The 25,547-nt window shown below is 68.2% G+C and carries 20 protein-coding genes; 11 read left to right on the top strand and 9 right to left on the bottom strand.

What is annotated here, in order from left to right:
* Window positions 1-9 precede the first annotated feature (9 nt).
* The 4 genes from QH168_RS09745 to QH168_RS09730 form a co-directional block, all read right to left on the bottom strand.
* Window positions 10-4,218 (bottom strand): molybdopterin-dependent oxidoreductase, encoded by a 4,209-nt coding sequence (locus QH168_RS09745; RefSeq protein WP_432421067.1) that lies wholly within the window; start codon window positions 4,216-4,218, stop codon window positions 10-12.
* 112 nt (window positions 4,219-4,330) lie between these two features.
* Entirely contained in the window at window positions 4,331-5,035 is a 705-nt protein-coding gene (locus tag QH168_RS09740; protein WP_280234196.1) for a demethylmenaquinone methyltransferase, read from the bottom strand.
* Window positions 5,036-5,106: 71 nt separating this feature from the next.
* Window positions 5,107-5,787 carry a GAP family protein gene (locus tag QH168_RS09735; RefSeq protein WP_280234195.1) on the bottom strand — a complete coding sequence of 227 codons (681 nt, stop codon included), beginning with the start codon at window positions 5,785-5,787 and terminating at the stop codon, window positions 5,107-5,109.
* Between the two features lie 168 nt (window positions 5,788-5,955).
* Window positions 5,956-6,552 (bottom strand): TIGR03086 family metal-binding protein, encoded by a 597-nt coding sequence (locus tag QH168_RS09730; protein ID WP_280234194.1) that lies wholly within the window; start codon window positions 6,550-6,552, stop codon window positions 5,956-5,958.
* Window positions 6,553-6,745: 193 nt separating this feature from the next.
* On the opposite strand from QH168_RS09730, the gene QH168_RS09725 reads away from it, so the two are divergent.
* Window positions 6,746-6,955, top strand: a complete 210-nt coding sequence (locus QH168_RS09725; RefSeq protein ID WP_280234193.1) for a hypothetical protein — start codon at window positions 6,746-6,748, stop codon at window positions 6,953-6,955.
* A 103-nt stretch (window positions 6,956-7,058) separates the two neighbouring features.
* On the opposite strand, the gene menD is transcribed toward QH168_RS09725, so the two are convergent.
* Window positions 7,059-8,693 (bottom strand): 2-succinyl-5-enolpyruvyl-6-hydroxy-3-cyclohexene-1-carboxylic-acid synthase, encoded by a 1,635-nt coding sequence (gene menD, locus QH168_RS09720; RefSeq protein WP_280234192.1) that lies wholly within the window; start codon window positions 8,691-8,693, stop codon window positions 7,059-7,061.
* A gap of 86 nt (window positions 8,694-8,779) precedes the next feature.
* On the opposite strand from menD, the gene QH168_RS09715 reads away from it, so the two are divergent.
* Entirely contained in the window at window positions 8,780-9,610 is an 831-nt protein-coding gene (locus QH168_RS09715) for a siderophore-interacting protein (protein WP_280234191.1), read from the top strand.
* Between the two features lie 141 nt (window positions 9,611-9,751).
* Here QH168_RS09715 and QH168_RS09710 read toward each other — a convergent pair whose 3' ends face one another.
* Together QH168_RS09710 and QH168_RS09705 are read right to left on the bottom strand one after the other, a co-directional pair.
* Window positions 9,752-10,198 (bottom strand): DUF6918 family protein, encoded by a 447-nt coding sequence (locus QH168_RS09710; protein ID WP_280234190.1) that lies wholly within the window; start codon window positions 10,196-10,198, stop codon window positions 9,752-9,754.
* A gap of 76 nt (window positions 10,199-10,274) precedes the next feature.
* Window positions 10,275-11,006 (bottom strand): PaaI family thioesterase, encoded by a 732-nt coding sequence (locus QH168_RS09705; RefSeq protein WP_432421066.1) that lies wholly within the window; start codon window positions 11,004-11,006, stop codon window positions 10,275-10,277.
* 115 nt (window positions 11,007-11,121) lie between these two features.
* Between QH168_RS09705 and QH168_RS09700 the strand changes: the two genes are divergently transcribed.
* The 3 genes from QH168_RS09700 to menE all read left to right on the top strand — a co-directional run bounded on the left by QH168_RS09700 (window position 11,122) and on the right by menE (window position 14,085).
* Window positions 11,122-12,015 (top strand): 1,4-dihydroxy-2-naphthoyl-CoA synthase, encoded by an 894-nt coding sequence (locus tag QH168_RS09700; RefSeq protein WP_280234189.1) that lies wholly within the window; start codon window positions 11,122-11,124, stop codon window positions 12,013-12,015.
* A gap of 56 nt (window positions 12,016-12,071) precedes the next feature.
* Entirely contained in the window at window positions 12,072-12,464 is a 393-nt protein-coding gene (locus tag QH168_RS09695; protein WP_280234188.1) for a VOC family protein, read from the top strand.
* A gap of 457 nt (window positions 12,465-12,921) precedes the next feature.
* Window positions 12,922-14,085 (top strand): o-succinylbenzoate--CoA ligase, encoded by a 1,164-nt coding sequence (gene menE / locus QH168_RS09690; RefSeq protein WP_280234187.1) that lies wholly within the window; start codon window positions 12,922-12,924, stop codon window positions 14,083-14,085.
* Between the two features lie 115 nt (window positions 14,086-14,200).
* Here menE and QH168_RS09685 read toward each other — a convergent pair whose 3' ends face one another.
* Window positions 14,201-14,776: an NADPH-dependent FMN reductase gene (locus QH168_RS09685; RefSeq protein WP_280234186.1), complete on the bottom strand. Its 576-nt coding sequence runs from the start codon at window positions 14,774-14,776 to the stop codon at window positions 14,201-14,203.
* A 179-nt stretch (window positions 14,777-14,955) separates the two neighbouring features.
* Between QH168_RS09685 and QH168_RS09680 the strand changes: the two genes are divergently transcribed.
* Window positions 14,956-15,954, top strand: a complete 999-nt coding sequence (locus QH168_RS09680; RefSeq protein ID WP_280234185.1) for an ATP-binding cassette domain-containing protein — start codon at window positions 14,956-14,958, stop codon at window positions 15,952-15,954.
* Window positions 15,951-16,772, top strand: a complete 822-nt coding sequence (locus QH168_RS09675) for an ABC transporter permease (RefSeq protein WP_280234184.1) — start codon at window positions 15,951-15,953, stop codon at window positions 16,770-16,772. The genes QH168_RS09680 and QH168_RS09675 overlap by 4 nt, the downstream gene beginning before the upstream one ends.
* A gap of 34 nt (window positions 16,773-16,806) precedes the next feature.
* On the opposite strand, the gene QH168_RS09670 is transcribed toward QH168_RS09675, so the two are convergent.
* Window positions 16,807-20,457: an AfsR/SARP family transcriptional regulator gene (locus QH168_RS09670; protein WP_280234183.1), complete on the bottom strand. Its 3,651-nt coding sequence runs from the start codon at window positions 20,455-20,457 to the stop codon at window positions 16,807-16,809.
* A gap of 85 nt (window positions 20,458-20,542) precedes the next feature.
* Here QH168_RS09670 and QH168_RS09665 point away from each other — a divergent pair, with 85 nt between their 5' ends.
* The 4 genes from QH168_RS09665 (at window position 20,543) to QH168_RS09650 (ending at window position 25,537) form a co-directional block, all read left to right on the top strand.
* The gene (locus QH168_RS09665; protein WP_280234182.1) at window positions 20,543-21,010 is read left to right on the top strand and encodes an SRPBCC family protein; all 468 of its coding nucleotides are present in this window, start codon (window positions 20,543-20,545) and stop codon (window positions 21,008-21,010) included.
* A 21-nt stretch (window positions 21,011-21,031) separates the two neighbouring features.
* Window positions 21,032-21,907 (top strand): 1,4-dihydroxy-2-naphthoate polyprenyltransferase, encoded by an 876-nt coding sequence (locus QH168_RS09660; RefSeq protein ID WP_280234181.1) that lies wholly within the window; start codon window positions 21,032-21,034, stop codon window positions 21,905-21,907.
* A gap of 1,144 nt (window positions 21,908-23,051) precedes the next feature.
* The gene (locus QH168_RS09655; RefSeq protein WP_280234180.1) at window positions 23,052-24,896 is read left to right on the top strand and encodes a hypothetical protein; all 1,845 of its coding nucleotides are present in this window, start codon (window positions 23,052-23,054) and stop codon (window positions 24,894-24,896) included.
* Window positions 24,893-25,537, top strand: a complete 645-nt coding sequence (locus tag QH168_RS09650) for a hypothetical protein (RefSeq protein ID WP_280234179.1) — start codon at window positions 24,893-24,895, stop codon at window positions 25,535-25,537. Before QH168_RS09655 ends, QH168_RS09650 begins: the two co-directional genes overlap by 4 nt.
* The last annotated feature ends 10 nt before the right edge of the window (window positions 25,538-25,547 follow it).

The raw sequence follows: 25,547 nt of genomic DNA, 5'->3' as shown, positions 1-25,547 counted from the left end.
TCGGGCTCGTCAGTAGACGTCGCGGACGTAGCGCTTCTCGGTGACGAGTTGCTTCTTGAAGGCGAGGGCGGCATCCTCATCGAGTTTGCCGTGGATTCGGGCGATCTTGAGCAGGGTGTCGTCGACGTCCTTTGCCATCCGGGCGGCGTCGCCGCAGACGTAGAAGTGGGCGCCCTCGCGCAGCCAGGACCACAGTTCGGCGCCGTGCTCGATCATCCGGTGCTGCACGTAGATCCGTTCGCGCTGATCGCGGGAGAATGCCAGATCGAGGCGGGACAGATGTCCGGTGCGGAACATGTCTTCGAGTTCGGCGCGGTAGTAGAAGTTCTGCGCGGCATGCTGATCGCCGAAGAACAGCCAGTTGCGTCCGGTGGCGCCGAGGGCGCGCCGCTCGTGCAGGAACCCGCGAAACGGTGCGATACCGGTGCCGGGGCCGACCATGATCATGGGCACGCTCGGGTCGAGCGGCGGCCGGAAATGCGGGGCGCGCTGCAAGAAGATCGGCACCTGTCCGGCGTCGGCGCGGTCGGCGAGGAAGGTCGAGCAGACCCCGCCGCGCCGAGCCGCCGAACCCGTGGCGGCGGGATCGCCGTAGCGCACCACGCCGACGGTCAACTCCACCTCATCCGGGCTGACCAGCGGACTCGACGAAATCGAATACTGGCGAGGCTGTAGCTTTTTCAACGCACCGAGCCATTCGACCAGATCAGCGCGCACCGGGAAATCGCGCAGTACGTCAACGGCCTGGCGATCCCACAGGTACCCGGCCAGCTCATTGCGATTATCGCGGCGCAGCAGTTTGGCCAGCCGCTTGTCCGGATTGCGTTCGGCGACGAATTCCAGCAGATCGTGGGAGATCTTGGTGATGTCGTAGTGGGTGCGCAGCGCCTCGGCCAGCGGCAGTTCGGCCGAATCCACCTCGACGTTCCAGCGGCCGTCCAAACCGGTCGCGTCGAGCCATTCCTGGACCAGTGCCGGACAGTTCGCCGACCACACGCCCAGCGAATCACCGACTTCGTAGGACGCGTCGAGACCGCTCAGGTCGAAACCGAAGCGGCGCACCTCTTTCGAGGAGTCCGCGGTGGTCAACACCTCATTGCGCACCAGCGGCGCGCGCAGCGGGGCATTGCGGCTGAACGGTGCTGGCACGCGCCGGGTGGGCTGCGGCGCAGGGGCGGTCGTGGTGCGATCGAGCACGGCGGTGGCGGCGCCACCAGACCCGGTGGGCGTCGGTAGCCCGACCGAATCGGCGGGGCCGCCACCCGATGATCCGCCCGACGGATCGGTTTCGGACCCACCGAGCGCCACCAGCACCTCATCCAGCCATGCCTCGCCGGTCTCGGCGAAATCGGGTTCACAGTCCACGCGCGGCAGCAGCCGGGCGGCACCGCGTTCGGCGAACTTCTCGTCCAGTTTGCGGCCGTGCCCGCAGAAATCGTCATAGGACGAATCGCCGAGCGCAAACACCGCGTAGCGCATTCCGGTGAACCGGGCGGCGCTGTCGTCGAGGCGGGTCCAGAAGTCGGTGCCGTTGTCCGGCGGTCCCCCGTCGCCGAAGGTGCTGGTGATCACCAGCACATCACCGGTCAGCGCGCCCAGTTCGCAGGAATCCATATCGAGCAGCCGCGGGTCGAACCCGGATTCGGTCAGCCGTTGCGCCGCCAGCGCCGCGAACTCCTCGGCATTGCCGGTCTGCGATGCCCACAGAACGGTCACCGTTCGCGGTTCGGCCGCGGGCTCGGCGCTCGGCGCCGAAGTACCGGCGACGCCACGCGAGTACATGCCAGCGAGCATCCCGTCGACCCACAACCTGCTCTGCGACGACAGCGGCGCCGACGCGGGCAGCACCGGCTGACCGGTGACCGGAAGGGATTGCAGGGCGGCCAGATAACCGCCGAGGTAGATCCGTTCGGTCTCGCTCAGGGTCGGCGTGGCGGGTGCGTCGAGGCCGAGCATCGCGGCCAGCGGGTGGGCGCCACTCGTCAGTGCCGATGTGGGCTGCGCGATCGGCGTTTCCCGACTCGGCCGCGCGACCGGAGCGACCCGGCGCAGGGCGACCGCACACGCTTTGAACTCCGGTTGCAGGGAATCGGCGTCGACGGCGTCGTTGGTGACGGCATTGATGGTCAGATACTCACCCTGTTCGTCGTTCCAATGGAAAGGTGCGAAACAGTCGCCTGGACGCACCCGGTCGCTGATCCGCGCTGGCAGCACGGCCCGGCCGCGGCGCGAGGTGATCTCGAGCTGATCGTCGGGGGCGAGGCCGAGCGCGCGGGCATCGTCGGGGTGGATCTCGACGAAGGGCTCGCCGGTGAGCTTGTTGAGCTTGTCGATCCGGCCGGTCTTGGTCATCGAATGCCACTGATGTTGTAGGCGGCCGGTATTGAGCAGGAACGGATAGTCGTCGTCCGGCATCTCGTCGGGCAGCAGATGCGGACGCGGCCAGAACACCGCGCGTCTGCTCGGCGTGGGGAACGCCAGGCGCGGACGGTGTCCGTCGGGGTCGACGAACGCGGTCTGACTCACCCCGTCGTTGCGGTAGCGGATCGGATTGCGGCGCTGCTCGGGGTCGGGGCACGGCCACTGCATAGGCCCTTCGCTCAGCCGTTCGTAGCTCATGCCGCTCAGGTCGTAACCGGTCGCCGGATTGGCGAACCCGCGCAGCTCGGCGAAAACTTCCGCGCTGGAGCCGAAATCGAAGCCGGGGAAACCCATCGCGGTGGCTACCTGCGCGATGAGCTGCCAATCCGGGCGTGCCTCACCCGCCGGTTCCACCGAACTCCGCAGCAGGGTGACGTTGCGTTCGGAGTTCACCATCACCGCGTCGGCCTCGGCCCACAGGGTGGCGGGCAACAGCAGATCGGCGTAGGCGTTGGTGGCGGTCTCGGTGTAGGCGTCCTGGGTGATCACCAGCTCGGCCGCCTCCAGCCCCGCGATGACCGTCTTCCGATTGGCGACGGTGGCCACGGGATTGGTGCAGATGATCCAGGCGGCCTTGATATCGCCGGTGGACAGCCGCCGGAACATCTCGATGGTGCCCGGTCCCGATTCCGCGCGGAGGGTGCCGGGTTCCACACCCCACGCCGTTTCCACGAAGTTCCGGTCGGCCTCGGACAGCACACTGCGCTGTCCGGGCAGACCGGGGCCCATATAGCCCATCTCCCTGCCGCCCATGGCGTTCGGCTGCCCGGTCAGCGAGAACGGCCCGCTGCCACGACGGCAGATCGCGCCGGTGGCCAGATGCAGGTTGATCAGGGCATTGGTATTCCAGGTGCCGTGGGTGGACTGGTTGAGGCCCATCGTCCACAGGCTCATCCACTCGCCCGCTTCGCCGATCCAGCGGGCCGCGGTGCGGATATCGTCCTCGGCCAGGCCGGTGATCTGCGCGACCCGGTCGGCGGTGTAGTCGGCGAGGAATTCCGGCATGGCCGCCCAGCCCTCGGTGTGCTCGGCAATGAACTCGGCGTCGATATCGCCCGCTTCGACGAGCAGATGCAGCAGGCCGTTCAGCAATGCCAGATCGGTACCCGGTGCGATCTGGAGGAACAGATCGGCGCGCGTGGCGGTATCGGTGCGCCGCGGATCCACCACGATCAGCTTCGCGCCCGATTTCAGGCGGTCGGCCATCCGCAGGAACAGGATGGGATGGCAGTCGGCCATATTCGCGCCGATGACGAAGAACAGGTCGGCGTGATCGATATCATCGTAGGAGCCGGGCGGTCCGTCCGCGCCGAGCGACTGTTTGTATCCGGTGCCCGCGCTGGCCATGCACAGTCGTGAATTGGCCTCGATGTGCACGGTGCGCAGATAGCCCTTGGCCAGTTTGGTGGCCAGGTACTGCGCTTCCAGTGACATCTGCCCGGAGACGTAGAGGGCGATGGCGTCGGGGCCGTGTTCATCGAGGATGGCGCGTAGCCGGTTGGCGGCCTCGGTGACGGCGGCGTCCACCTCGATGGGTTCGGGCGTCTCGTCCCGGCCGTCGCGGCGATAAGCGGTGCGCATCCGGCCGTCGGCGTGCATGAGGTCGGCGTGCGTGGCGCCCTTGGTGCACAGTCGGCCCGCGTTGGTCGGATGCAGTTTGTCGCCGCTGACCTTGGCGATCACCGTCGCACCAGAAGCATCGCGTCCGGTCTCGACGGTGATACCGCAGCCGACACCGCAGTACGAGCACGCCGTTCTGGTCGTGCCCGGCTGCCGGTTGGTCGCCGCATCGGACATACCACCGATCATTGCGGGGCCCGGTTTCGGCAGGTTTGCCCGATGTTATCGGCAGATGACGTTTCCGCTCACCGCCGAAATCCTCGGCTGTGAGCAGTGAGCCAGGTCTCCCTCACCCCAGTTTGTAAGCGCGATGCAAGGCGACCGCACCCAAACTCAGATTGCGCCATTTCACACCGGACCATCCGGCGTCGGCGATGCGCAGCGCGAGCTGCCGCTGATTCGACCAGTCCGGAATGGACTCGGCGAGGTAGGCGTAGGCCTCGGGATTGCTGCTGACCAGGCGTGCGATCTGCGGCAGAACCTTGGTCAGGTACAGGACGTAGACACCGCGGAAGGCACGCACCACCGGCGTGGAGAATTCGCAGATCACCAAGCGCCCGCCCGGTTTGGTGACGCGCAGCATCTCCAGCAACGCCAGATCCGGGTCGGCCACATTGCGCAGGCCGTAGGAGATGGTGACCGCGTCGAAGGAGTCGTCGGCGAACGGTAGCGCCATCGCGTCACCGGCCACCATGGGGAGGTCACGGAACCGGCCCGCCGCCAGCATGCCCTGCGAGAAGTCGGCCGCCACACACCACGCACCCGACTTGCTGAACTCCGCCGTGGACACCCCGGTGCCCGCGGCCAGATCGAGCACCCGCTCGCCGGGACGGGGCGCGATCGCCTTGCGCGTCTCGCGCCGCCAGTACCAGTCCTGCCCGCCGGAGATCAGGATGTTGGTGGAGTCGTACTTCTGCGCGACCTCGTCGAACATCGCCGCGACCTCATTGGGCTGCTTGTCCAGCGAGGCCCGGACCGAGTGTGTTTTCGCCACGCCATCGACACTAATGGGCGTCGACGAGCCGCCGGTCTCCGCGTCTGTGTTGCCTTGGTTACCCGCCCGGCTCACCACAGCTCCCCGTAGTGGATGCCAGCATCGACCAGCAATGCGATGCCGAGAACGATGAAAACGACGCGGACCGAAGTGGGTCCGTATCGGGTGAGAGTCCGCACCACCTTCCGGTAGACGCGCTGCGCGGTCGGTGTGCGGCGGGTGCCGAGGATCAGAACGAGCAGTGGCGGCAGCAGGGCGAGCGCGCAATAGGCGACGATGATCAGCGGCCACAGCGTCGGCAGCGGATCGCGGGCCGAGATCATCGCCAGCCCGGCCAGATACGGGATGGCGGTCGGCGCCTGCGCGAGTCCGATCGCGACGCCGACGATCCCGAACAGCCAGGGTTTTCGCCGGAACGTCGTCGCCCAGGCGGGCGGTTCGGCGCGGGCGCCGGCGGGCAGGCAGGCGACGGCGATCAGCGTGAGACCGATCGCCAGCTCACCCCAGGCCCGGATGGTCGGCGTCAGCTGGAAGCTCACCAGGCCGGTGAGGAAATTGATCCCGAGTACAGCGAGCAGCCCGAAGGTCGTGGTCACCGCGAATACTCCGGCGATGAAACTGATCCCACCGGCCACCGGGGAACGCCGCCCGAGCCTGCTGTCGAGCACGATCGCGGTGGTGACGCCGACGAGCAGCAGGTCGAGCGAATCGATGAATGCGAACCCGGCGAGCGCGAGAAGAAGGGTCAGCATATCGCCGCCAGCGTACCGGCGGCCCGTTCGCTATCTGGTGGGGTGCCGACGACGGCAAGTCCGCGCACACAACTCCGGGGCACTACCCGATCGGGCGAGAACCTCGGCGGCCCGACGCTGCCACGGACACATGCACTACCGACAGGAATTGTGCGGCCCGATAGCGCCTCAGACCGTCGAATCCGCCGGGGCCGTCCAGTTCGCCGTACGTCCGGTCAGCGCCAGCAGCCGGTCCAGGCGCGGGGCATCGCCCGACACCAAGACCACCGGGCCGAACAATCCGGGCGTTCCCTCGGCCGGGGTTTCGCGCAGGAATTCGAGCAGGATGTCGATATCGGCGTCGGCGACCGTAAGGTCCTGGCCGGTGGCGCGGGCCAGATCCCAGGCGTGGATCACCAGCTCGTCCAGCGCCACTCGGGCCATGACGGCGGCGGGCATGCTCACCCCGCCCGCTTCGGTGTCGCCGTCCCAGGCCGAATCCACCCGCCAGCCCTCGACCAGCGCGTCGAGCTGCCGGGGAATGCGCACCCGCCAGTCCGCGACGAGCGGATTCTCCGGCCCGGTCGTCGGTGCCGCCGAACTGCCGACGGCTTCCTTGGTCGCGGCCTGCCGGAAGGCTTCGGTCAGATCCACCACATGGGCCAGCAGATCGCCCACCGTGGTGTCGGCGCACGGGGTGGGGGCGGACAGCTGTGCGTCGGCGATACCGGCGACGACGGTGGCGAGGGCGGCTGCGGCCGGTGCGAAATCGAACTCCGGTGTCATCGTGTCTCCTGGGGCGAGGATGGGCGTCCGGTTGTTGAGACGACGCCACACGCCCGGATTCATCGCACCGCGCGAAACCGCCGGATATCGGGGCGGTTGCCGGATCGCGGTAACCGGAGCATGCTCGACAGCGTTGGACTGTTGTCCGCCCCGACGCGGCACCGCGCGGGGCATACGCGGAGAGGAGCCCACGATGATCCCGAGCACCCCCGACCCGGTCCCGGCCGCCGATCCGGCCGATCTGGCCGAGCAGTCGCTCCAGGTCGAACCCGAGGACGAGACCGCCCCCGAGGAACTCCGCACCCGCGACAACTGGAACGCCGACCCGGCCGATCTGGTGGAACAGTCGATTCCGGTACCGCTGGACGACGAATACGACGAGGAGAGCGAAACTCCAGCCTGAGCACACCGACGCGAGAGCGATCGCGCTCGACGCTGGCTCCGGCGGACCGATCGCCCTGGGTCGGCACCGCCAGCCTCCCCGGCGGCGGTCACGATCGAACCGGTCAGCCTTGGATCTTGCCTCGCACTGTGGCATGCAGCTCCCGCAGGCTCGACCGCTCGGTCACCACCTCGAGCACCCGGATGCCGTGCGCGTTCCCGCCCAGCTCGACAGCCAGCTTCTCGGGCGTGACCTGCTGATGCGGTATGCGGTATGCCGCGCACAAGGCCGCCAGATCCATGCCGTGCGGGGTACCGAAGACCCGCTCGAACACACCCGCGTACTGCGGGTCGCCCTGTTCGAGCAGTTCGAAGATGCCGCCGCCGTCGTCATTGGCGACGACGATGGTCAGATCGGCCGGCCGTGGCTCGCCGCGCCCGATCAACAGGCCGGCGGCGTCGTGCAGGAAGGTCAGGTCACCGATCAGGGCGATGGTGCGGCCGGGATGATGCAATGCGGCGCCGACCGCGGTGGAGACGGTGCCGTCGATACCGGCGACGCCGCGGTTGGACAGCACCCGCACGCCCGGACGGGGCGCCGAGACCAGCGCCGCGTCACGCACCGGATTGGAAGCGCCCAGCAGCAGCTGATCGCCCTCGCGCAACGCGTCCATCACCACGGCGGCCACATGCAGTCCGGTGGGCTTCGGATGACACGCCAGTTCCTCGCGCACCACCTCGCCCGCCTTGGCATCGAGATCGCGACAGTGCGCCAGCCACTCCGGACGCGGCTGCCCGGTGGTGACCGCACGGGTGCCGGTGCCGACGACATTGCCGGACACATCGGGCCAGCGCGGCCCGGTGGTCAGCGCGAACACCGTGACGTCCGGATCGGCCAGCACCTTCGACACCTGCCGATGCAAGGTGGGCCGCCCGGTGATGATGGCCTGCCGCGGTTTCAGCAGCGGCAGAGCCAGGGGATGCAGGGCCGGGCCGTGCATGGGCGCGGTCGGTTCGGCGACGGTCGGCAGCTGGGCCAGTTCGGGACGCAGCCCGGCGCCGTGGCCGGAGATGACGACGGTGTCCGGGGTCAGGTCGATATCGAGCGGCACATCGAGGGTGGCGTAGCGGGTCGCGGTCCAGGCGCTGCCGTCGGCGCGCCCCTGCGGCAGCGATTCCCCCTGTGCGAGATCGGGAACCAGCGGTTCGCGCAGCGGGATATCGAAATGCACCGGCCCGGCATTGCCGGATCGGGTACCGCGCGCGGCAGCGAGCACCCGGCAGACCGCCGAGCGCCAGACGCTGTTGTGCTGGTCGTACCCGCCATTCGAGTCGTCGGTTTCGGCCAGTCCGAGACTGATCGTCGCGCGCACCTGGCTGCCGAACAGGCCCAGCTGTTCGACAGTCTGATTGGCGCCGGTGCCCAGCATCTCGTAGGGCCGGTTGGCGCTGAGCACGATGAGCGGAACCCGCGCGTAATTGGCCTCGAGCACGGCCGGTCCGAGATTCGCCACGGCGGTGCCGGAGGTCATGACGACGGGCACCGGACAGCCGGAGGCGATGGCGAGTCCGATCGCGAGGAATCCGGCGGTGCGCTCATCGATGCGCATATGCAACCGCAGCCGGCCCGCGGTATCCGCGGCCTGTAGCGCGAAGGCCAGCGGTGCGTTGCGCGAGCCGGGACACAGCACGACATCTCGCACGCCCCCGCGCGCCAGCTCGTCGACGACGACCTGGGCCTGTGCTGTTGACGGGTTCACGTCTCCAGACTCTCAGACCAGATACCACCGCGGTGCGTCAGCCTGCTCACACCCGAGGCAATTTAGGCTTTGCTAACCTAAGCCGCATGGCCAAGCGCACCAAATACCTCAAGCCCGAGGAACGGCGGATCTGCACCGCCGAGGTCGTGGCGAGCAAACGGGTGAGCCCGCATTTCGTCCGGGTGACCGTCGGCGGCGCCGACCTCGCCGACTTCACCTCGATGGGCTACGACCAGTGGTTCCGGCTGTTCCTGCGCCGCCCGCAGCAGAGCGAACTTCGCCTGCCGACGGCCGCCAACAACCTCTGGTACGCGCAGTATCTGATGATGAGCAAGGACACCCGGCCGCTGGTGCGCAACTACACGGTGCGTGAATTCCGGCCCGTCGGTGCGGGTGAGTTCGGCGAGCACGCCGAGATCGATATCGATTTCGTATCGCACGGCGACGACAGTCCGGCCTCGGCGTGGGCCAACAATGTCAGCCTCGGCACCACGATCGGCCTGTTCGACGAAGGCGTGATGTATCAGGCGCCGGAGCACGCCAACTGGTCGCTGCTGGTCGGCGACGAGAGCGCACTACCCGCCATCGCCGGTGTGCTGCGGTCGGCGCCGCGGGATCTGCGTGGCGCGGCCTATATCGAGATTCCGCATGCCGATGACATCCAGGAACTCGACGGACCCGAAGGGGTTCAGGTGCATTGGCTGCCGCGCACCGATGAGGCGGCCAAGATCGGCGAGTTGGCGGCCGCCACGGTCCGCGAGGCCGAGGTGCCGGGCACCGGCGTGTACGGATTCATCGCGGGTGAGCAGGCGCTCGCCTCGGGAGTGCGCAGGCATCTGGTGAACGACCGGGGAATCCCCAAGGCCGACATCACCTTCACGGGCTACTGGCGGTTCGGCAAGGCCGCACCGAGCTGATCCGGCCCGGAAGTCCACCGCCGACAGACGAATTCGGCGGCACTCCGGCCGATACGACGAGCCGGAGGCCACAGACATCACTGACGCCGCGAGACACGGCGTGCGGTACCGCCGCGAGATCCGCGGCGGTACCAGGGCGAATCAGCCCGCGTGCCGCTGCACCAGGTCGCCGACGCGCGGCAGCGCCTCGATGACGTTCTTCTTGGCCGAGGAACGCATCGAGGAGTAGACCTTCTTGATGGCGGGCCGGGTGGAGCCTTCGGCCCGCTCGTCGGTCACCACGAGCAACGCCTCGGCGACCTCGTCGGACTTGGCCACGAGCAGGTCGGCGAAGCTACCCGAACCGGCAGCGGTGTACTCCTGCCAGTACGGCTCGAGCTGCGCGAGCAGCTTGGGCGCCAGCGACTCCAGCGCGTCGGGCACGATGGACGGGCTGATCTTCTTGACCGCCGCGTATCCACCCTTCACAGCCAGGCCGGACGCACCACCCTTGTCCGAGACCTCGGCGTCAAGCACCTGGACGGCGTCAGCGAGGAAGGCGGGGCGCTTGGCCTCGTCGAGCAGGGATTCAGACAGTGCTGCAACCACTTTCAGGGTCCTCCGGATCGTTATTTCGATGGACGAGCAGCCGCAACTATACGCACCGTCCGCGGCCTTGCGTGGGCTATGGCTGCCAGGGCAGCAACTGCACCATCAGCCCTTCACAATCGGCGAGCACCGCGCCCTGCTCATCGGCCAATTCCGCGGTGATGAACGTTTTGCGACCTTCGATTCGTTCGACTCGCCCGCGCACGGTCAGCGGGGTCTCCAGCGGAGTCACCTTGCGGTAGTTGACATGCAGGTAGGCGGTGCGACTGATCGGCCGTCCGGCGTAGTGCACGATCATGCCGAGCAGATCGTCGAACAGCAGCGGCAGCACCCCGCCGTGCGCCGCGGCATTGCCGCCGAGATGGAAGCGGCGGAAGACGCCCGTCATCACGATGCCGTCCGGTCCGGCCTCGACGGTGTGCCATGGAAGCAGCAGTAGGCTGCCGCGCCCCGGCAGTTCGACCGCGCGCCCGGCGGGCCCCTGCTGTTCGGGTGCGCGGTAGGGCTCGAGCAGTTCGATCATCCGGCGCGCCTGGTCGAGTGCGGCGCCGTAGACCTCGTCCGGCGCGTCGACCGATACGGCGAGATCCTGCAAGGTACGCATGGCCTCGACGAAGGGGCCGAAGTTCGCCCCGATCCGCGCGGGCGTGATCTTGGGAAACCCCCCGTGTTTCGCATAACGAGACTCGTCGACCGCTGTTTCGGATCGGCGGTCTCCCGGCTCTCTCCGTGGTGACGCAGGCTGCCGCCTCCGATCGTGTCGCTCGTCCGCCGGGTCGTCGATAACCGGTTCCACTCGCTTACTCATACCTGCACGCTAACGCGATTTTTTACACCGTCAAGTCGATGCGTCCCATGGACCGGGAGTCCGACGGCTCACACCTGCGGCCGAAGTCGGTGACCGCGGGGCCATAATCACTGGCGTGACGTTCACTCCGACGCTGTGGCGGCCCGTACCCGGGTTCGAGAACCTGACCGACATCACCTACCACCGGCATATCGAACAGGGCACCGTCCGGATCGCCTTCGATCGGCCGGAGGTGCGCAACGCCTTCCGGCCGCATACCGTCGATGAGCTGTACCAGGCACTCGACCACGCCAGGATGACCTCCGACGTCGGCGCCGTGCTGCTCACCGGCAACGGCCCGAGCCCGAAGGACGGCGGTTGGGCCTTCTGCTCCGGCGGCGACCAGCGCATCCGCGGACGCAGCGGATACCAGTACGCCAGCGGTGAAACCGCCGATACGGTGGATCGCGCACGGGCCGGGCGGCTGCACATCCTCGAGGTGCAGCGGCTGATCCGGTTCATGCCCAAGGTGGTGATCGCGCTGGTCAACGGCTGGGCCGCCGGTGGCGGACACAGCCTGCACGTGGTCTGCGATCTCACCCTCGCCAGCCGCGAGCACGCCAGGTTCAAGCAGACCGATGCCGATGTGGGCAGCTTCGACGGCGGCTACGGCAGCGCGTACCTGGCCAAGATGGTCGGGCAGAAGTTCGCGCGCGAGATCTTCTTCCTCGGCAGGCCCTATACGGCCGAGGAAATGCATCAGATGGGTGCGGTGAACAAGGTCGTCGACCATGCCGAGCTGGAGGACGTCGCACTGGAGTGGGCGGCCGATATCAACGGCAAGTCACCGCAGGCCCAGCGCATGCTGAAGTACGCGTTCAACCTGGCCGACGACGGCCTGGTCGGCCAGCAACTGTTTGCGGGCGAGGCGACCAGGATGGCGTACATGACCGATGAGGCCGTCGAGGGCCGCGATGCCTTCCTGGAGAAGCGCGCACCCGACTGGGGCCCCTACCCCTGGTATTTCTGATCTGCCACCGCCCGGCTCCGGGCGCGACGGCGCGGACCCGACCTCGAGGGAGACGGATGGACATCCTGAGTAGCCGAATCCTGCTGCGACCGGCCGATTACGATCGGACGCTCGCCTTCTACCGCGACGATCTCGGGCTCGCCATCGCCAGAGAGTATCCGGGTGGCACGGTCTTCTTCGCCGGGCAATCCCTGATCGAGATCTCCGGGCACGGCGGCTCGAGCGGACCGTCCGACTTCGGCGGAGCCCTCTGGATGCAGGTGCGTGACGCCTCGGCCGCCGCGGTGGAACTGGCGCTGAAAGGGGTCACCATCGAGCGGGCGCCGGTGCGGGAGCCGTGGGGGTTGATCGAGATGTGGGTGCGCGATCCCGACGGTGTGGCGATCGTGCTCGTGGAGGTGCCCGACGATCATCCGATTCGCCGAGATAACCGCAGGCAGCCGGAATGAACGGGGTCGCGGCCCGCGATCGCGGGCGGGGAGCCGAGTTGCCATTCGGACAACCGAGGGGAACGATAGCGCTCGGATGGCCGCCCGACCGTCGATGCCCGGGTGACCGTAGCCCGCGTACATCCGACGAACGAATCGCAGTTTCGATGTTTGGCCAATCCGAGCCTTGTTTTTCCATAGCGGTCGCAGCCGGTACGCACCGTCACGGCAACCCGTTCCACACCCACGCACGCACGCATGACACGATCCATATTCGTGAGCGAGGGCAGCGAGCGAACCATCAGCACAGCGACTTCGCACGTGACGGAGCCGAGCGCCCGGCGAGGCGGAGTCGTGAGCGAGCAGTCCGCGGTAACAGCGCCGGTGGGATCGACCCAGCCGAGAATCAGCGAGGCGCGGTCGTGAGCGAGCGTGCCACCGCGTGCTCGCCCGGACCCCGCACCTACGAGGTGGAGTCGTGAGCACATTGCGTACCCTGCCGATGCCGACCGGCTCGGGAATGGGCGATGTCCTGCCGCATCTGCGCGAGGCGCTGGAGGGCAACGGTCCCGCATGGCTGCCGATCCCCACCAGCGACCGCCGCGAGGCGCGCAGGCTCAGCAGTGCGCTCTCGCCGGGTGAGCCGATCGAAGACGATATCGCGCTGGTGGTCACCACCTCGGGCACCACCGGCGTACCCAAGGGCGCGATGTTGAGCGCGGCCGCCCTGCGCGCCAGCGGCAACGCCACCCACGACCGGCTCGGCGGACCGGGCAGCTGGTTGCTCGCCCTGCCCACCCACCACATCGCCGGTATCCAGGTGCTGTTGCGCAGCATCCTGGCCGGAATCGAACCGACCGTGCTCGATGTGTCCGGCGGTTTCCTGCCGGAGGCGCTGGCGGGCGCTGTCGCGAGTATGCCGGGCCCGCGCCGCTACACCTCCCTGGTGCCGACCCAGCTGATCAAGGCACTCGACGCCCCGGCCGGCGCGGCGGCGCTGGCCCGGTTGGACGCGGTCCTGGTCGGCGGCGCGGCCACGCCGATTCCGGTGTACGAGCGCGCCAAGGCGGCCGGTATCAACGTGGTCCGCACCTACGGCATGAGCGAGACCTGCGGTGGTTGCGTCTACGACGGCGTGCCGTTGGATGGCGCCCAGGTGCGGATCGAGGACGGCCGGGTGCTGCTCGGCGGCGCGATGTTGGCCTCCGGCTACCGCGGCCTGCCCGATCACCCCGCCTTCGCCGAGCCCGGCTGGTTCCGCACCGAGGATGAGGGCACCTTCGACGACGGCGTGCTCAGCATCAGCGGACGGCTCGACGAGGCGATCATGACCGGCGGTCTGCTGGTCATTCCGCAGGTGGTGGAGGCCGTGCTGGTCACCCATCCGGCGATCAGCGAATGCGTGGTACTCGGCCTGCCGGACGAGCGACTCGGCCAGCGCGTCGCGGTCGCGGTGGTGCCGGTGCGCGGCGCCACCCCGACCCTCGACGAACTGCGCGACCATGTGCTCCGCGAACTGGATCCGATCGCCGCGCCGAGAGAGCTGGCGGTCCTCGACGAGCTGCCGCTGCACGGTCCAGGCAAACCGGATCGCACCAAGCTGCGCGAGATCCTGCTGTCGGAGTCGGCGCATCAGCCATAGTCGCGGCTCGCGGCCAGCACCTCAGCGGCCGTGGTTGGGCGATCCATCGCCCGTCCGTCGGCGGCATCGGGCAGCGGCGTCGGCGGCCGTGAGCCACACGGTGGCGACCAGGCAATCAAGCGGGATACGGCACGCGTTCCCGGGCCGTGCGCAGCGCGTCGGCCCACCAGAGCAGCTGCCGCGCCATGACGTGCAGGGCGTCGGTCGCGGCTTCGTCCGGGTAGCCGTCCGCCGATTCGGCGACCGATTGCCACGGATTGTGCAGGCTGACCGTCTCCCGGACGGTCACCGCGTGCAGTTCCGCCAATACCGGGCGCAGCGCCTCCACCGCGCGCAAGCCACCGGACAGTCCGCCGTAGGAGACGAATCCGACCGGTTTCGCGCGCAATTCGTCGCCGAGCATGTCGATGGCGGTTTTGAGCGGTCCCGGATAACTGTGGTTGTACTCGGGGGTGATCACGATCAGGGCGTCGGCTCGGCCGATGCGTTCGGTGAGGGTGGTGAAGTCCTCGTGCGCGCCCATGGTGTGCGGGATGGTCGCTTCGGCGAGATCGATGAGGTCGACGTCGATGCCGGAGCCGGTCAGCCGGTCGTGCACCCAGGCACCGATCCGGGCGCCGAATCGGCCGTCGCGGACGCTGCCGATGATGGCGGCTATGCGTAGGTCGCTCACTGCGGTCTCCAGGTTCATCAGATACCTTCGCTGGTAGGGGGCTTGTTCGACGGTTTTCGACCGTCACCGGCAACGGTAGAAGCTCAACAAAAGTTGAGGTCAAATCGACGGGCGCGCATGCGCTTGCGTCCCGCTTGCACGGCCCGCGCAACAGCCGTGCAAGCCGGGTGCAAGAACCGGCGCGCACAGTCGTCGGCATGACTGATTACGCATCGACCGGCCCCCTCGCCATCGAGGCCGATGGCCTGGTCAAGATGTTCGGCGCCCAGCGCGCCGTCGACGGGGTGAGTCTGGCCGTGCCGCGGGGCGCGGTGTACGGGGTGCTCGGGCCGAACGGTGCGGGTAAGACCACGACCATCCGCATGCTCGCCACCCTGCTGCGCCCGGACGGCGGCAGCGCACGGATCTTCGGCCGCGATGTGCTCGCCGAACCGGATGCCGTGCGCTCGCTCATCGGTGTCACCGGGCAGTACGCCTCCGTCGACGAGGATCTGACCGCCTCCGAGAATCTGATGATCTTCTCCAGACTGCTCGGCCTCTCGCGGGCGGATGCCCGCCGGAAGACCGCCGATCTGCTCGAGGAATTCGATCTGGCCGAGGCCGCGGACAAGGCGCTGAAGAATTTCTCCGGCGGTATGCGCAGGCGGCTGGATCTGGCCGCCAGCCTGATCTCGACCCCGCCGCTGCTGTTCCTGGACGAGCCCACCACCGGCCTCGACCCGCGCACCCGCGCGCAGATGTGGGAGACCATCCGCAGGCTGGTCCGCGAGGGCGCGACGGTGCTGCTCACCACTCAATATCTGGACGAGGCCGATCAGCTGGCCGATCGGATCGCGGTGATCGACCGCGGCCGGGTGATCGCCGACGGCACCGCCGACGAACTCAAATCCTCGGTCGGACAGTCCTCGCTGCATCTGACGCTCGCCCAACGCGATCAACTCGCCGACGCCTGCCGCATCATCGGCGATTTCCTCGGCACCGACGCCGCCGTCTCCCTCGAGGCCGGTCGGCTCACCGCGGCGCTGCCCGATCCGGGTGTCACCGCCGATCTGCTGATCCGGTTGCGCGAATGGGAGATCGGCGTCGAGGAGATCTCGGTCAGCAAGCCGAGTCTCGACGAAGTCTTCCTCACCATCACCGGCCATCCGGCCGAAGACAACACCGACGACACCGAACTCGAACGGAGTGTGGCATGACCACGACTCTCACCGCGACACCCGCGCGCACCCGACCACTGCCGGAGCCCGCAGGGCCCATCACTCTGAAACAGACCTTCGACAACACCCGCACCATGGCCTACCGCGGCCTGCTGAAGATCAAGCACAATCCCGAGCAGCTGTTCGATGTGGTGATCCAGCCGATCATCTTCACGCTGATGTTCACCTACATCTTCGGCGGCGCCATCTCCGGCGATGTGCACAGCTATCTGCCGGTCATCATCCCCGGCATCCTGGTGCAGACGGTCATCATGACCTCCATCGTCACCGGTGTGCAGTTGAAGGAGGATATGGAGAAGGGTGTCTTCGACCGCTTCAAATCCCTGCCCATCGCCCGCATCTCGGCGCTGTCGGGAGCGCTGACCGCCGATATGGTCCGCTACGGCATCGCCTCCGTGCTGACTCTGGTCATGGGCGTGATCATGGGTTTCCGCCCGAATCCGCTCGGCGCGCTCGCCGGTGTCGCGCTGGTGATCGTCTGCTCGTTCGCGACCAGTTGGATCTGGGCGTTCTTCGGCGTCATCGCGAACAAGGCCTCGGCCGTGCAGGGCTATTCGATGCTGGTGATGTTCCCGCTCACCTTCGCCTCCCCCGCATTCGTGCCGAAGGAGACCATGCCCGGCTGGTTGCAGGCGTTCATCGATGTCAACCCGGTCTCGCATCTGGTGTGGGCGTGCCGTGACCTGATGAACGACGGGCATATCGGCTCACATGTGGTCTGGTCACTGGTCGGGGCGGCGGTGATCATGGCGATCTTCGCGCCGTTGACGGTGCGTGCCTATATGCGGCGGGTCTGAATCCGCACCGTCCTCGACCGGGCACGCTCGCGCGTCATCGTGCGGGCGTGTCCGGTCGATCCGCGATGACTTTCAGCAACGTCATGATCCGGTCGGCGGCCACGAGCTTGCGCAGTCCGGCCGCCTCGGCCGTCGCCCGATCGATGCGGTCCACGCCCACGGTGTCGCGGTGCAGTTCTCGATGCCGCGCCAGCGCCATGACCGGATAGTCCTGTCTCGCCTTCGCGGCCGGTGCCAGGGCGAGCAATTCGAGACCGGCGGGCGATCGCGGTTCGACGGTGAGCCGGTGCGATCCCACTGCACAGGCCACCGCCCCGATCTGCGGCACATCCCAGAACTGGATGAGGCGTTCGACCGCGATACCGGCGAGTTGCTCGGCCATCGTCGTGACCTGCGCCGCCCGGCCGTAGAGGGTGTTCGCGTCGAGCATCGCGCTGCACAGCATCAGCACGCCTGGGCCGGGGACGAATTCGTTTCCGGGCCAGCCGACGAGTTCGAGCGAACGATGGAAGAGCCAGAGACCGCGATCGGTATCGCCTTCGGCGAGTTCGATTTCGGCCAGGCTCGCCGCGATCGTCGACAGCCGGTGATTACGCCGGACCCCCGGATCGTCGAGCGCTGTCAGCCGGGGGGCGCCGGAATCGGTGAGGCCGACCGCGAGGTCGAGTTCCCTGCGCGCGCGGTCGGTCTGCCCGGACGCGGTGAGCGCCGCGGAGAGGAAGCTGCGCATCTCCGAGCTTTCCTCGTACGCACCCAGTCTGCGCAACTGCTCGGCGGCGAGTTCGTAATATCCGGTCGCTTCGCGGTAGCGGCCGTTCTGACCGGCCAGACCGCCCAGATGCTGGTTGATCATGGCACCGGCCCAGACATCGCGTTCGGTGATCTCCGCGGCCGCGGAGACCGCGTCCCGCGCCGAACCATGCAGCTGACCGTGGTTCTCCCACGAATTGGCGCGGATGACCAGGGCCGACACCTTGGTATCGCGGTCGGTCGAACGCACGCTCGCTGCGAGCAACCGCGCCAGCGCCCAACCGTCGACGGCGCAGGTGATGAGCCTGCCGAAGAACCGCGCCAGCTCACCGAGCCCGCTGTCACGGCGCAGCAGCCGCCGCGCACGGACCCGGACCAGCGCCGCATCGCGGATGCTCGACTCCATGTACATCAGGTGCAGCCCGCTGTACACATACCCGATCATCTCCAGCTCGGCCTCGGTGCCGTGGCTGGCCGGTGGCTCCATGGTGAGCATCCGGCGCACCCAGCCGACGAGTTCCATATGCGCACCGCGCATCACCCAGAGCATGGCGGCGACCGGGAAGACCGTGTACATGGTCCGCGCGTCGCGGCGTTCCTCGGCCAACCGCAGCACCGCGGTGAGATTGTCGATCTCGGCGGCGACGGTGAGCACCAGTGTCACCTGGTCCTCGTCGCGGTAGCGGCGGATGGCGGACAGGGCAAAATCGCGGGCCCACCCGCACATTCGGTCGGCTACCAAGTCCGCTTCGGTGCGTGCCTCGCCGCCGCCCCTCGATGCGGCGAGTTGTTCCTCACCGAATTCGCGGACCGTCTCCAACATCCGATAGCGCAGCGGGAGGCTGACATCCGGGTCAGGGCGGTCGTCCTCGAGCACGGTGAGCAGCGACTGTCCGACCAGACCCGCCACCGCGTCGACCACATCGCCCACTTCGGGACCGCCCGCCACGAATTCCGCGGCCTCCAGGGTGAATCCGGCCGGGAAGCGGCACAGTCTGCGCAAGGCGATCTGCTGCGGTTCGTCGAGCAGATTCCAGCTCCAGGCGATCACTGCGTGCAGTGTGCGATGCCGTTCCGGTGAGGAGCGGTCACCGCTGCGCAACAGGGCGAATCGGTGCTCGAGCCTGGTGTCGATCTCCTCGACGCTCATCGTTCGCACGCGCGCGGCGGCGAGTTCGATGGCCAGTGGCAGACCGTCGAGGCGGTGGCACAGCCGGGCGACCACCTCGGGGTTGAGCCGCGCGGCCGGGCGTACGGCCTTGGCCCTGGCGATGAACAGCTCGGTGGCGGGTGAACCGGCGGCGTCGATCGCCAATGGCGCCAGCGGATATACCGCCTCGGCGGTGATCGCCAGTGGTGAGCGGCTGGTGGTGAGGACCGTTAGCTGATCGCAGCTGCCGACCAGGTCCGCGACCACCTCGGCCGCGGCGTCGACCAGATGTTCACAGTTGTCCAGGATCAGCAGCATCGGCCGCTCCGACAGGGCGTCACGCAGCCGCTGCCGCAGTTCGACCCGGATACCCGATCGGATCAGCACCGGGTCACGCGCGAAATCACCGAGCCCGAGCATCGCACCGATCGCCGCCTCGATCTCACCGCGCGCCTCGCCCGCCGCTCCGCCATCGGCCCGCACCGAAGCCAGCTCGACCAGCACCACCGGTTGCTCACGCGCCGCCCGCGCACCCAGTTCATTGGCCACCCTGGTCTTGCCGGTGCCGCCCGGCCCGAGCACGGTGGTGACGCGGGAGGTGTGTAGCAGGGTGGCCAGCGCGGTGAGGTCTTCGGCGCGTCCGAGCAGCGGGTTCGGCGCGGCGCGAACACCGGTGGCCGTCGGGCGCCGCGTGGACCTCCGGTCGGCCGTCTGCGTGGTCGGGCGCGTATTCGCCAGATGTTCGGCGGTGCCCCACGCATTCGGCGGTACCAGGGGATCAGGCGACAGAACCTGCGTGGTGTCGGGATTCGCGAGGTTCTCCGACGCCGCACCGGAACCGAAGCGATCGGTCGAGTTCCGTGACAGGGGATCGACGCCCGGCGGTGCCGCGGTGGTTATCTCACCCGATACCCGGCCGTGCGGCGACGCCTCGGCACCGCTGCCGGGCCCGCTGTCCGGCGGCGCGGATCCAGCGGACGGCGTGGCCGCCGTGGGGAAATCCCCACGGAGGATGGCGGTGTTCAACTCGACCAGCGCCGGACCCGGATCTGTTCCGAGGTGGTCGGTCAAGGCGGCTCGGATGGTGGCGAAGACGTCGAGGGCAGCATTGGCATCGCCCGCGAGGGCCAGCAATCGCATGAGGGTCCGCGCGGCGGGTTCGCTGAGTGGATCGGCCGAAGCGGCCGCGCGGGCGAGGGCAAGGGCGCCGTTCACGTCTCCGATGGCTTCGCGGGCGGTGAGTTCGATCCCGTCCAGTTCGGCCCAGCGGTCGGCGGCGGCGGTGGCGAGTTCGTCGGCGAGTGGGCCGGGGGTGAGGTCGGCGCCGGGTTCGCCGCGCCACAGCGCTCGTGCCCGCGCCACCAAGTCGAGGCAGTGGGCGTAATCGTGCGCGGCGCGGGCGGCACGAGCCTGATCGAGCAGCGTCGATACGGCGGTGAGGTCGATCTGCTCGGCCGTCAGCCGCAAACGGTAACCGGCCGGACCGATCTCCACCGCGCCCTCGGGCAGCGCGGCGCGCAGCCGCGAGACCTGGGTGTGCAGTGCGTTCATCGGGGCACGTGGCGGCTGCTCGCCCCACACCTCGTCGATCAGCGCCTGTGCGCTGCGGCTGCGACCGGGTGTCACCGACAAGGCCGCGAGCAGTGCCCGCGCCCGTACGCCCGGCACCGGCGTCAGCGCACCGTTCCGGCGTAGCGCGACCTCGCCCAGCAGGGCCACCACGACCGAATCTGCGGGCGTCACCACTGGTACTCGGCCGCTCGGACCGCTCAGCTCGGAAACCATGCCGACGTCATCGTATGCGCTGGTCCGGCCGCGAAGCGCGCCGATTCAGCTGCGGTCCGACCGGTCGGTCGCTTACGCTGGGCCAATGGCCGAATTCGAGGTGGTGCGCCAGATCGTGATCGCGGCCGAACCGGCACGCATCCACGCGCTGATCAACGACTTCCACCAGTGGATCGAATGGTCGCCGTGGGAGGACCTCGACCCCGAACTCCGCCGCATGTACAGCGGCCCCGATGCGGGCGTCGGCGCACGCTACGCGTGGGAAGGCAACCGCAAGGCGGGCCGCGGCACCATGGAGATCACCTCGAGCACCGAGCACGAGATCAGGATCAGGCTCGACTTCGAGAAGCCGTTCAAATCCACCAACAATGTGGTCTTCACGCTGGCCCCGGCCGAGGGCGGCGGCACCCAGGTGGTGTGGCGGATGAACGGTGAACAGCGCGGGCTGATGGCCCTGATGGGCAAGGTCATCTCGATGGACAGCCTGGTCGGCAAGGATTTCGAGAAGGGTCTCGGCCGGTTGCGGGTGGCCGCCGAAGCCGCGCCCGCCTGACCGCCCGATTAGGCTGCGGTCATGGCTACCGCAGCGCAATGGATCGAGGGCGCCCGGCCCCGCACCCTGCCGAACGCTATCGCCCCCGTCATCGCGGGCACCGGCGCCGCCGCCTCCATCGACGGCATGGTGTGGTGGAAAGCGATTCTGGCGCTGCTGGTCTCGCTGGCGCTGATCATCGGCGTGAACTACGCCAATGACTATTCCGACGGCATCCGGGGCACCGATGACGAGCGCGTCGGCCCGCTACGCCTGGTCGGCTCGGGCCTGGCCTCCCCCACCGCCGTCCGCACCGCCGCCGTCATCAGCCTCGCCATCGGCGCGATCTTCGGCCTGATCCTGGTGGCCCTGACCGCATGGTGGCTGATCCTGATCGGCGCCGCCTGCCTGGCCGGAGCTTGGTTCTACACCGGCGGCAGCAAACCCTACGGCTACAGCGGTTTCGGCGAAATCGCCGTCTTCGTCTTCTTCGGCCTGATCGGCGTCCTCGGCACCCAATTCGTACAAGCCGAGCGCATCGACTGGGTGGGCGCCGCGCTCGCCGTCGCCGTCGGCGCATTCTCCAGCGCGGTCCTGGTCGCCAACAACCTGCGCGATATCCGCACCGACACCGAATCCGGGAAAGTCACCCTCGCCGTGAAGCTCGGCGATCCGCGCACCCGGACGTTGCACCTGGTGTTGCTGGCGGTGCCGTTCGTGGTGACATTGTTGCTGGTGGCGCGCTCGCCATTCGCTTTGGTGGGCCTACTGGCGATCCCGCTCGCGGTACGCGCCAATGCCCCGGTCCGGTCGGGCCGTGGTGGACTCGAACTGATCCCGGCATTGCGCGATTCCGGGCTCGCCCTGCTCGTTTGGTCCATCCTGACTGCGCTCGCACTCGGCTTGGCGTCTCTGTGAGCTGAGCTCGATCGGCGTGACCGTCCCGCCCAGTGTTGGTCGGGTGCGATTCATTGTTCGTGCTCGTTGTCGTCAGCCGACCGTGGCTCGACATCGATGACCGGCACGCCGACCTGAGCAGGAAGCCCCCGATGCAGAACGAATGCCGCTGTTGGCCTGTGTTTTCGACACATATCGCTCGGAAGCCCGGCGACTCCGGATAGCGCCTCCGAGTGGCGGGTTCGCCCGCAGCCTGGTCGGAGGTCAGCCGGTGGCGGGGTGAACGATCGCACCCCGAAAAGCGGGGTCGGGTCGTACTGTTGACGCAGGGGCGAGGGATCCGGCGGCACGGTGCTCTGTGGCCCCGCCATTTCTAGGAGGGACCATGTCGGACGCCGGTGACCGTGAGAGGGCCGAGCCGCCAACCGATTCGTCGGCGGGGCAGGCTCCATCGATGCCGGGAGGGGCGGAACCGCAGCGGTCTACCGGATCGAATCCGCAGGTCGCGTCTGGTGAGGCTGTGGACGGTTCGAGTCCGCCGGTTGCGTCGAATACCTTGCCCGAGTCGCCCTCGCCTACCGCGCCGAACGCCGAGCCGGAGATCCCGAGGGAGGACGGTGCGCGGGACGTAACAGAACGCATTGTTCCGCAACAACTTCTGAGTAATGCGGGCGCATCCGCAGGACCGAACCAACCCGCGACACCACAACCGCCGACGCCGACACACCAGCCACCCGACGCCACCCCACCACACCGCGAAACGTGGCCATCTCCTCCACCCGCCGCCGGACCGAGTCGATCCGCGATTCCGCAACCACCGACCCCGGCGTATCGACCGCACGGGCAACACCCGCCCACAGCACAACAGATGCCGCCGACCGGCACCTACCAACCCGCGGCGCCCCCGGGGTACCACCCACACCCCAACGCGCCGCACACCGGCGCGTTCCAAGCTCCGGCACAAGGCTATTCGGCGCCCAGCCCGTACGGACCGCCAGGCGGTCAGATGCCAGGCGGCGGGCAGTTTCCGTCGGGATACGGGTTCGGCCCGCAGCCTGGCAGACCGCTGCCGACGGGAGGCCGCTCGCGCCGACGACCGTGGATCATCGCGGCACTGGTGTTGATGGTGGTCTGCGCGATCGGGGTGGGTGGCGGAGTCGCGATCATGCAGTTCGGCGATCGCGGTGCGAGCGCCGAGCAGCGGGGTCGGGCCGCGCTGGCGACGGCGCAGCTGCGGCTGTTGGATACGCCCGCTGCGCATTTCACCGGGACGGTGAAGCCGACCGGCGCATCGAGCAGACGGCTCGAGGTGGATCTCACCGTCACCAATGTCGGTGATGCGACGGGGACGATCTCGGTACGTGACGGCGTCGACATGGACTATCTCGGTGTCGGCGGGAAATCCTTCCTCCAGGGCGACGAACAGGCCTGGCTGGCGTTCGGCGAATCCGCGGAGAACGCCGCCCGATACGCGGGCGTACCGGTGATGATCGGCCCCGAACGCTTCGGGTTCGATCTGGCGAGCACGCTGGCACCGGCACGGCTCGCGCTCGCCCTCGACCCCGACGCGGAGCGCAGTGAAGACGTCACCATCGGTACGCCGATCGATATCGACGGCCACGAGTCCACACCGATCACCAGTGGTTCCATCACCACCTATCTGAGCAATCTCGACCCGACGGATGAACCGAACACCGGTGGGTCCGACGAGCCGGTGATCGACCGCATCGTCAGCGCGTCGTCGTCCGGTGAATCCGGCGGGGGCGATCCGGAACTGCCCGAATTCTCCCTCGACCCGGCGCCCGAGGAACCCGACGATGCCCAGGGCATCTACGAGGAGTTGCCCGGCCGGGTGGACGGGCTTGGCGATGCCGTCGATTCCCGGGTAACGCTTGGCGGCAATGTCAACGGCCAGTTCTTGCAGAACCCCTGCATGGGGACCTGCACGATCCAGTTCGTCATCAGCAATACGGTCAGCACCTCGCGCGATATGCGAGTCACCACGGTCGCTTTCGATTACACCGTCTCCATGCAGTCGTCGGTGCCGATCGCGCTCGGCGCCGGATGCAATGGCAGCGGCACCATGCCTGCCAACGGGTCGACCACACTGTCGTGCAGTGCGAGCTACAACCCGCAGCTGATCCCGGCCGGGCAGACCCGGCCGATCACGGCCACCATCCAGGTCACCGTGCGTGCGCTCGATCCGCAGCAGGTCACCGAGCTGCACGACCGCACCGTCGACCGTGGCCGGAAGGTCAGGGACATCGCCGAGGAGGCACCCGACAGCTACCGCCGCTACGCCGAAACCGGTGGCACCCTGCCGCAGCCGAAGTGGACCCAGCGCTACGACCGCGCGAACAGTTCGGCACAGGAGCGCGGCGGTGCCGGACAACCGATGCGCGAGGATCAGGTCGCGAAGGTGTCCAGCGTGCTGGATCGCGTCGGCATGTCCGCGACGGATAAACAGCGCACCATCCAGGCGCTGGGCAATGCGCGGAGCACGCCGATGGGCGCCGAGGCCGCCGACATCATCGGGAAGGGACATCTGGCGGGCGCCGAGGGTTTCAAGGATCTGGTGTCCAAGTTCCGTGGCCCGGCGGCGGCCCGGCCCGCGGCCATGCAGGAGTTGCGCCTCGGCGACGAGTTGCACCGGCGGGGCAGTCGGGAGCTGGTGTTCGGGCAGACGCGTGAGGGGCAGGGGCGCTACGACATCGATGTCGGCGTCAAGGGTCCGGATGGTCGGGTGCTGTTCGCCTATCAGGCCAAGGAGGTCTCCTCGATCAAGGGCATCCGGTCGGCCTCGGCGTCGGTGGTCAAACAGCTGGTGGACGCACCCGCCGAGCGAAAAGTCGGCGTGCTGGAGGTGGCCGCGCCGTCGACCGCGCTGGATACCGATACGCTGCGATCGCTGACCGATAGGTCCACCTCCAGCGGTATCGCCTTTGTCCTGCGCTTTTCCGATGGCAAGGAGTTGACCATTCCCGACGGTGCGAAAGTCTTCCCGGAATGACGGCCGGACCGCTGCGCGCTCCGGCGTTCTCGTTCGCCTGGACCTGGTGGCCGACCGGCGTCGGGCGCGGCGTGGCGGCCCAATTCGAGTTGGCGGCGCGGCTGGCGATCTGCGCCGAACGGCACCGCCTCATGTCACCGTCGCGGGTGAGTTGCCGCTGGCTGATCGAGGGCCGGATCGTGCCGGACGCGCACACCACGGTCGCGGTGGCCGAGGGTCTCGCCGACCCCGCCCTGACGGCACTGCTGGAATCGGCTCGCCCGGCCGGGATCCCCGTCCACGCGACGATCGGCGCGATCACCGTCACCGGTCCCGGAACTCGCTTCGACGCTCTCGGCGCCCCCCACCCCGAGAACGATCTGCTGCGCCTCGGCGTGGATCTCACCGGCGCCGAACCCACTGTCGATCTCGAGGTCTACCACGATATCTGGCTGACCCACGACTTCCGCGGCCATCCACACCCCGAAGTCCACCGGTACAACGCCCCCCGTTTGGCCGCCATGCTCGCCGATGTCGATGCGGCGCTGGCGGTCGCGGTCGAACCCGGACCGCCCTCGACCTTCGGCACCCCGCAACCACGGGGCATCGAGCCCCCGCTCGACGATGACGGCGAACCCATGGATGTCACCGATTGGTTGTGACCAGCCGCCG

Origin of the sequence: Nocardia cyriacigeorgica (genome assembly GCF_029868385.1) — a bacterium.
GTDB lineage: Bacteria > Actinomycetota > Actinomycetes > Mycobacteriales > Mycobacteriaceae > Nocardia > Nocardia cyriacigeorgica_F.
The sequence above is the reverse complement of the archived record's forward strand: the minus strand, read 5'-3'. Positions and strand labels throughout refer to the sequence as shown.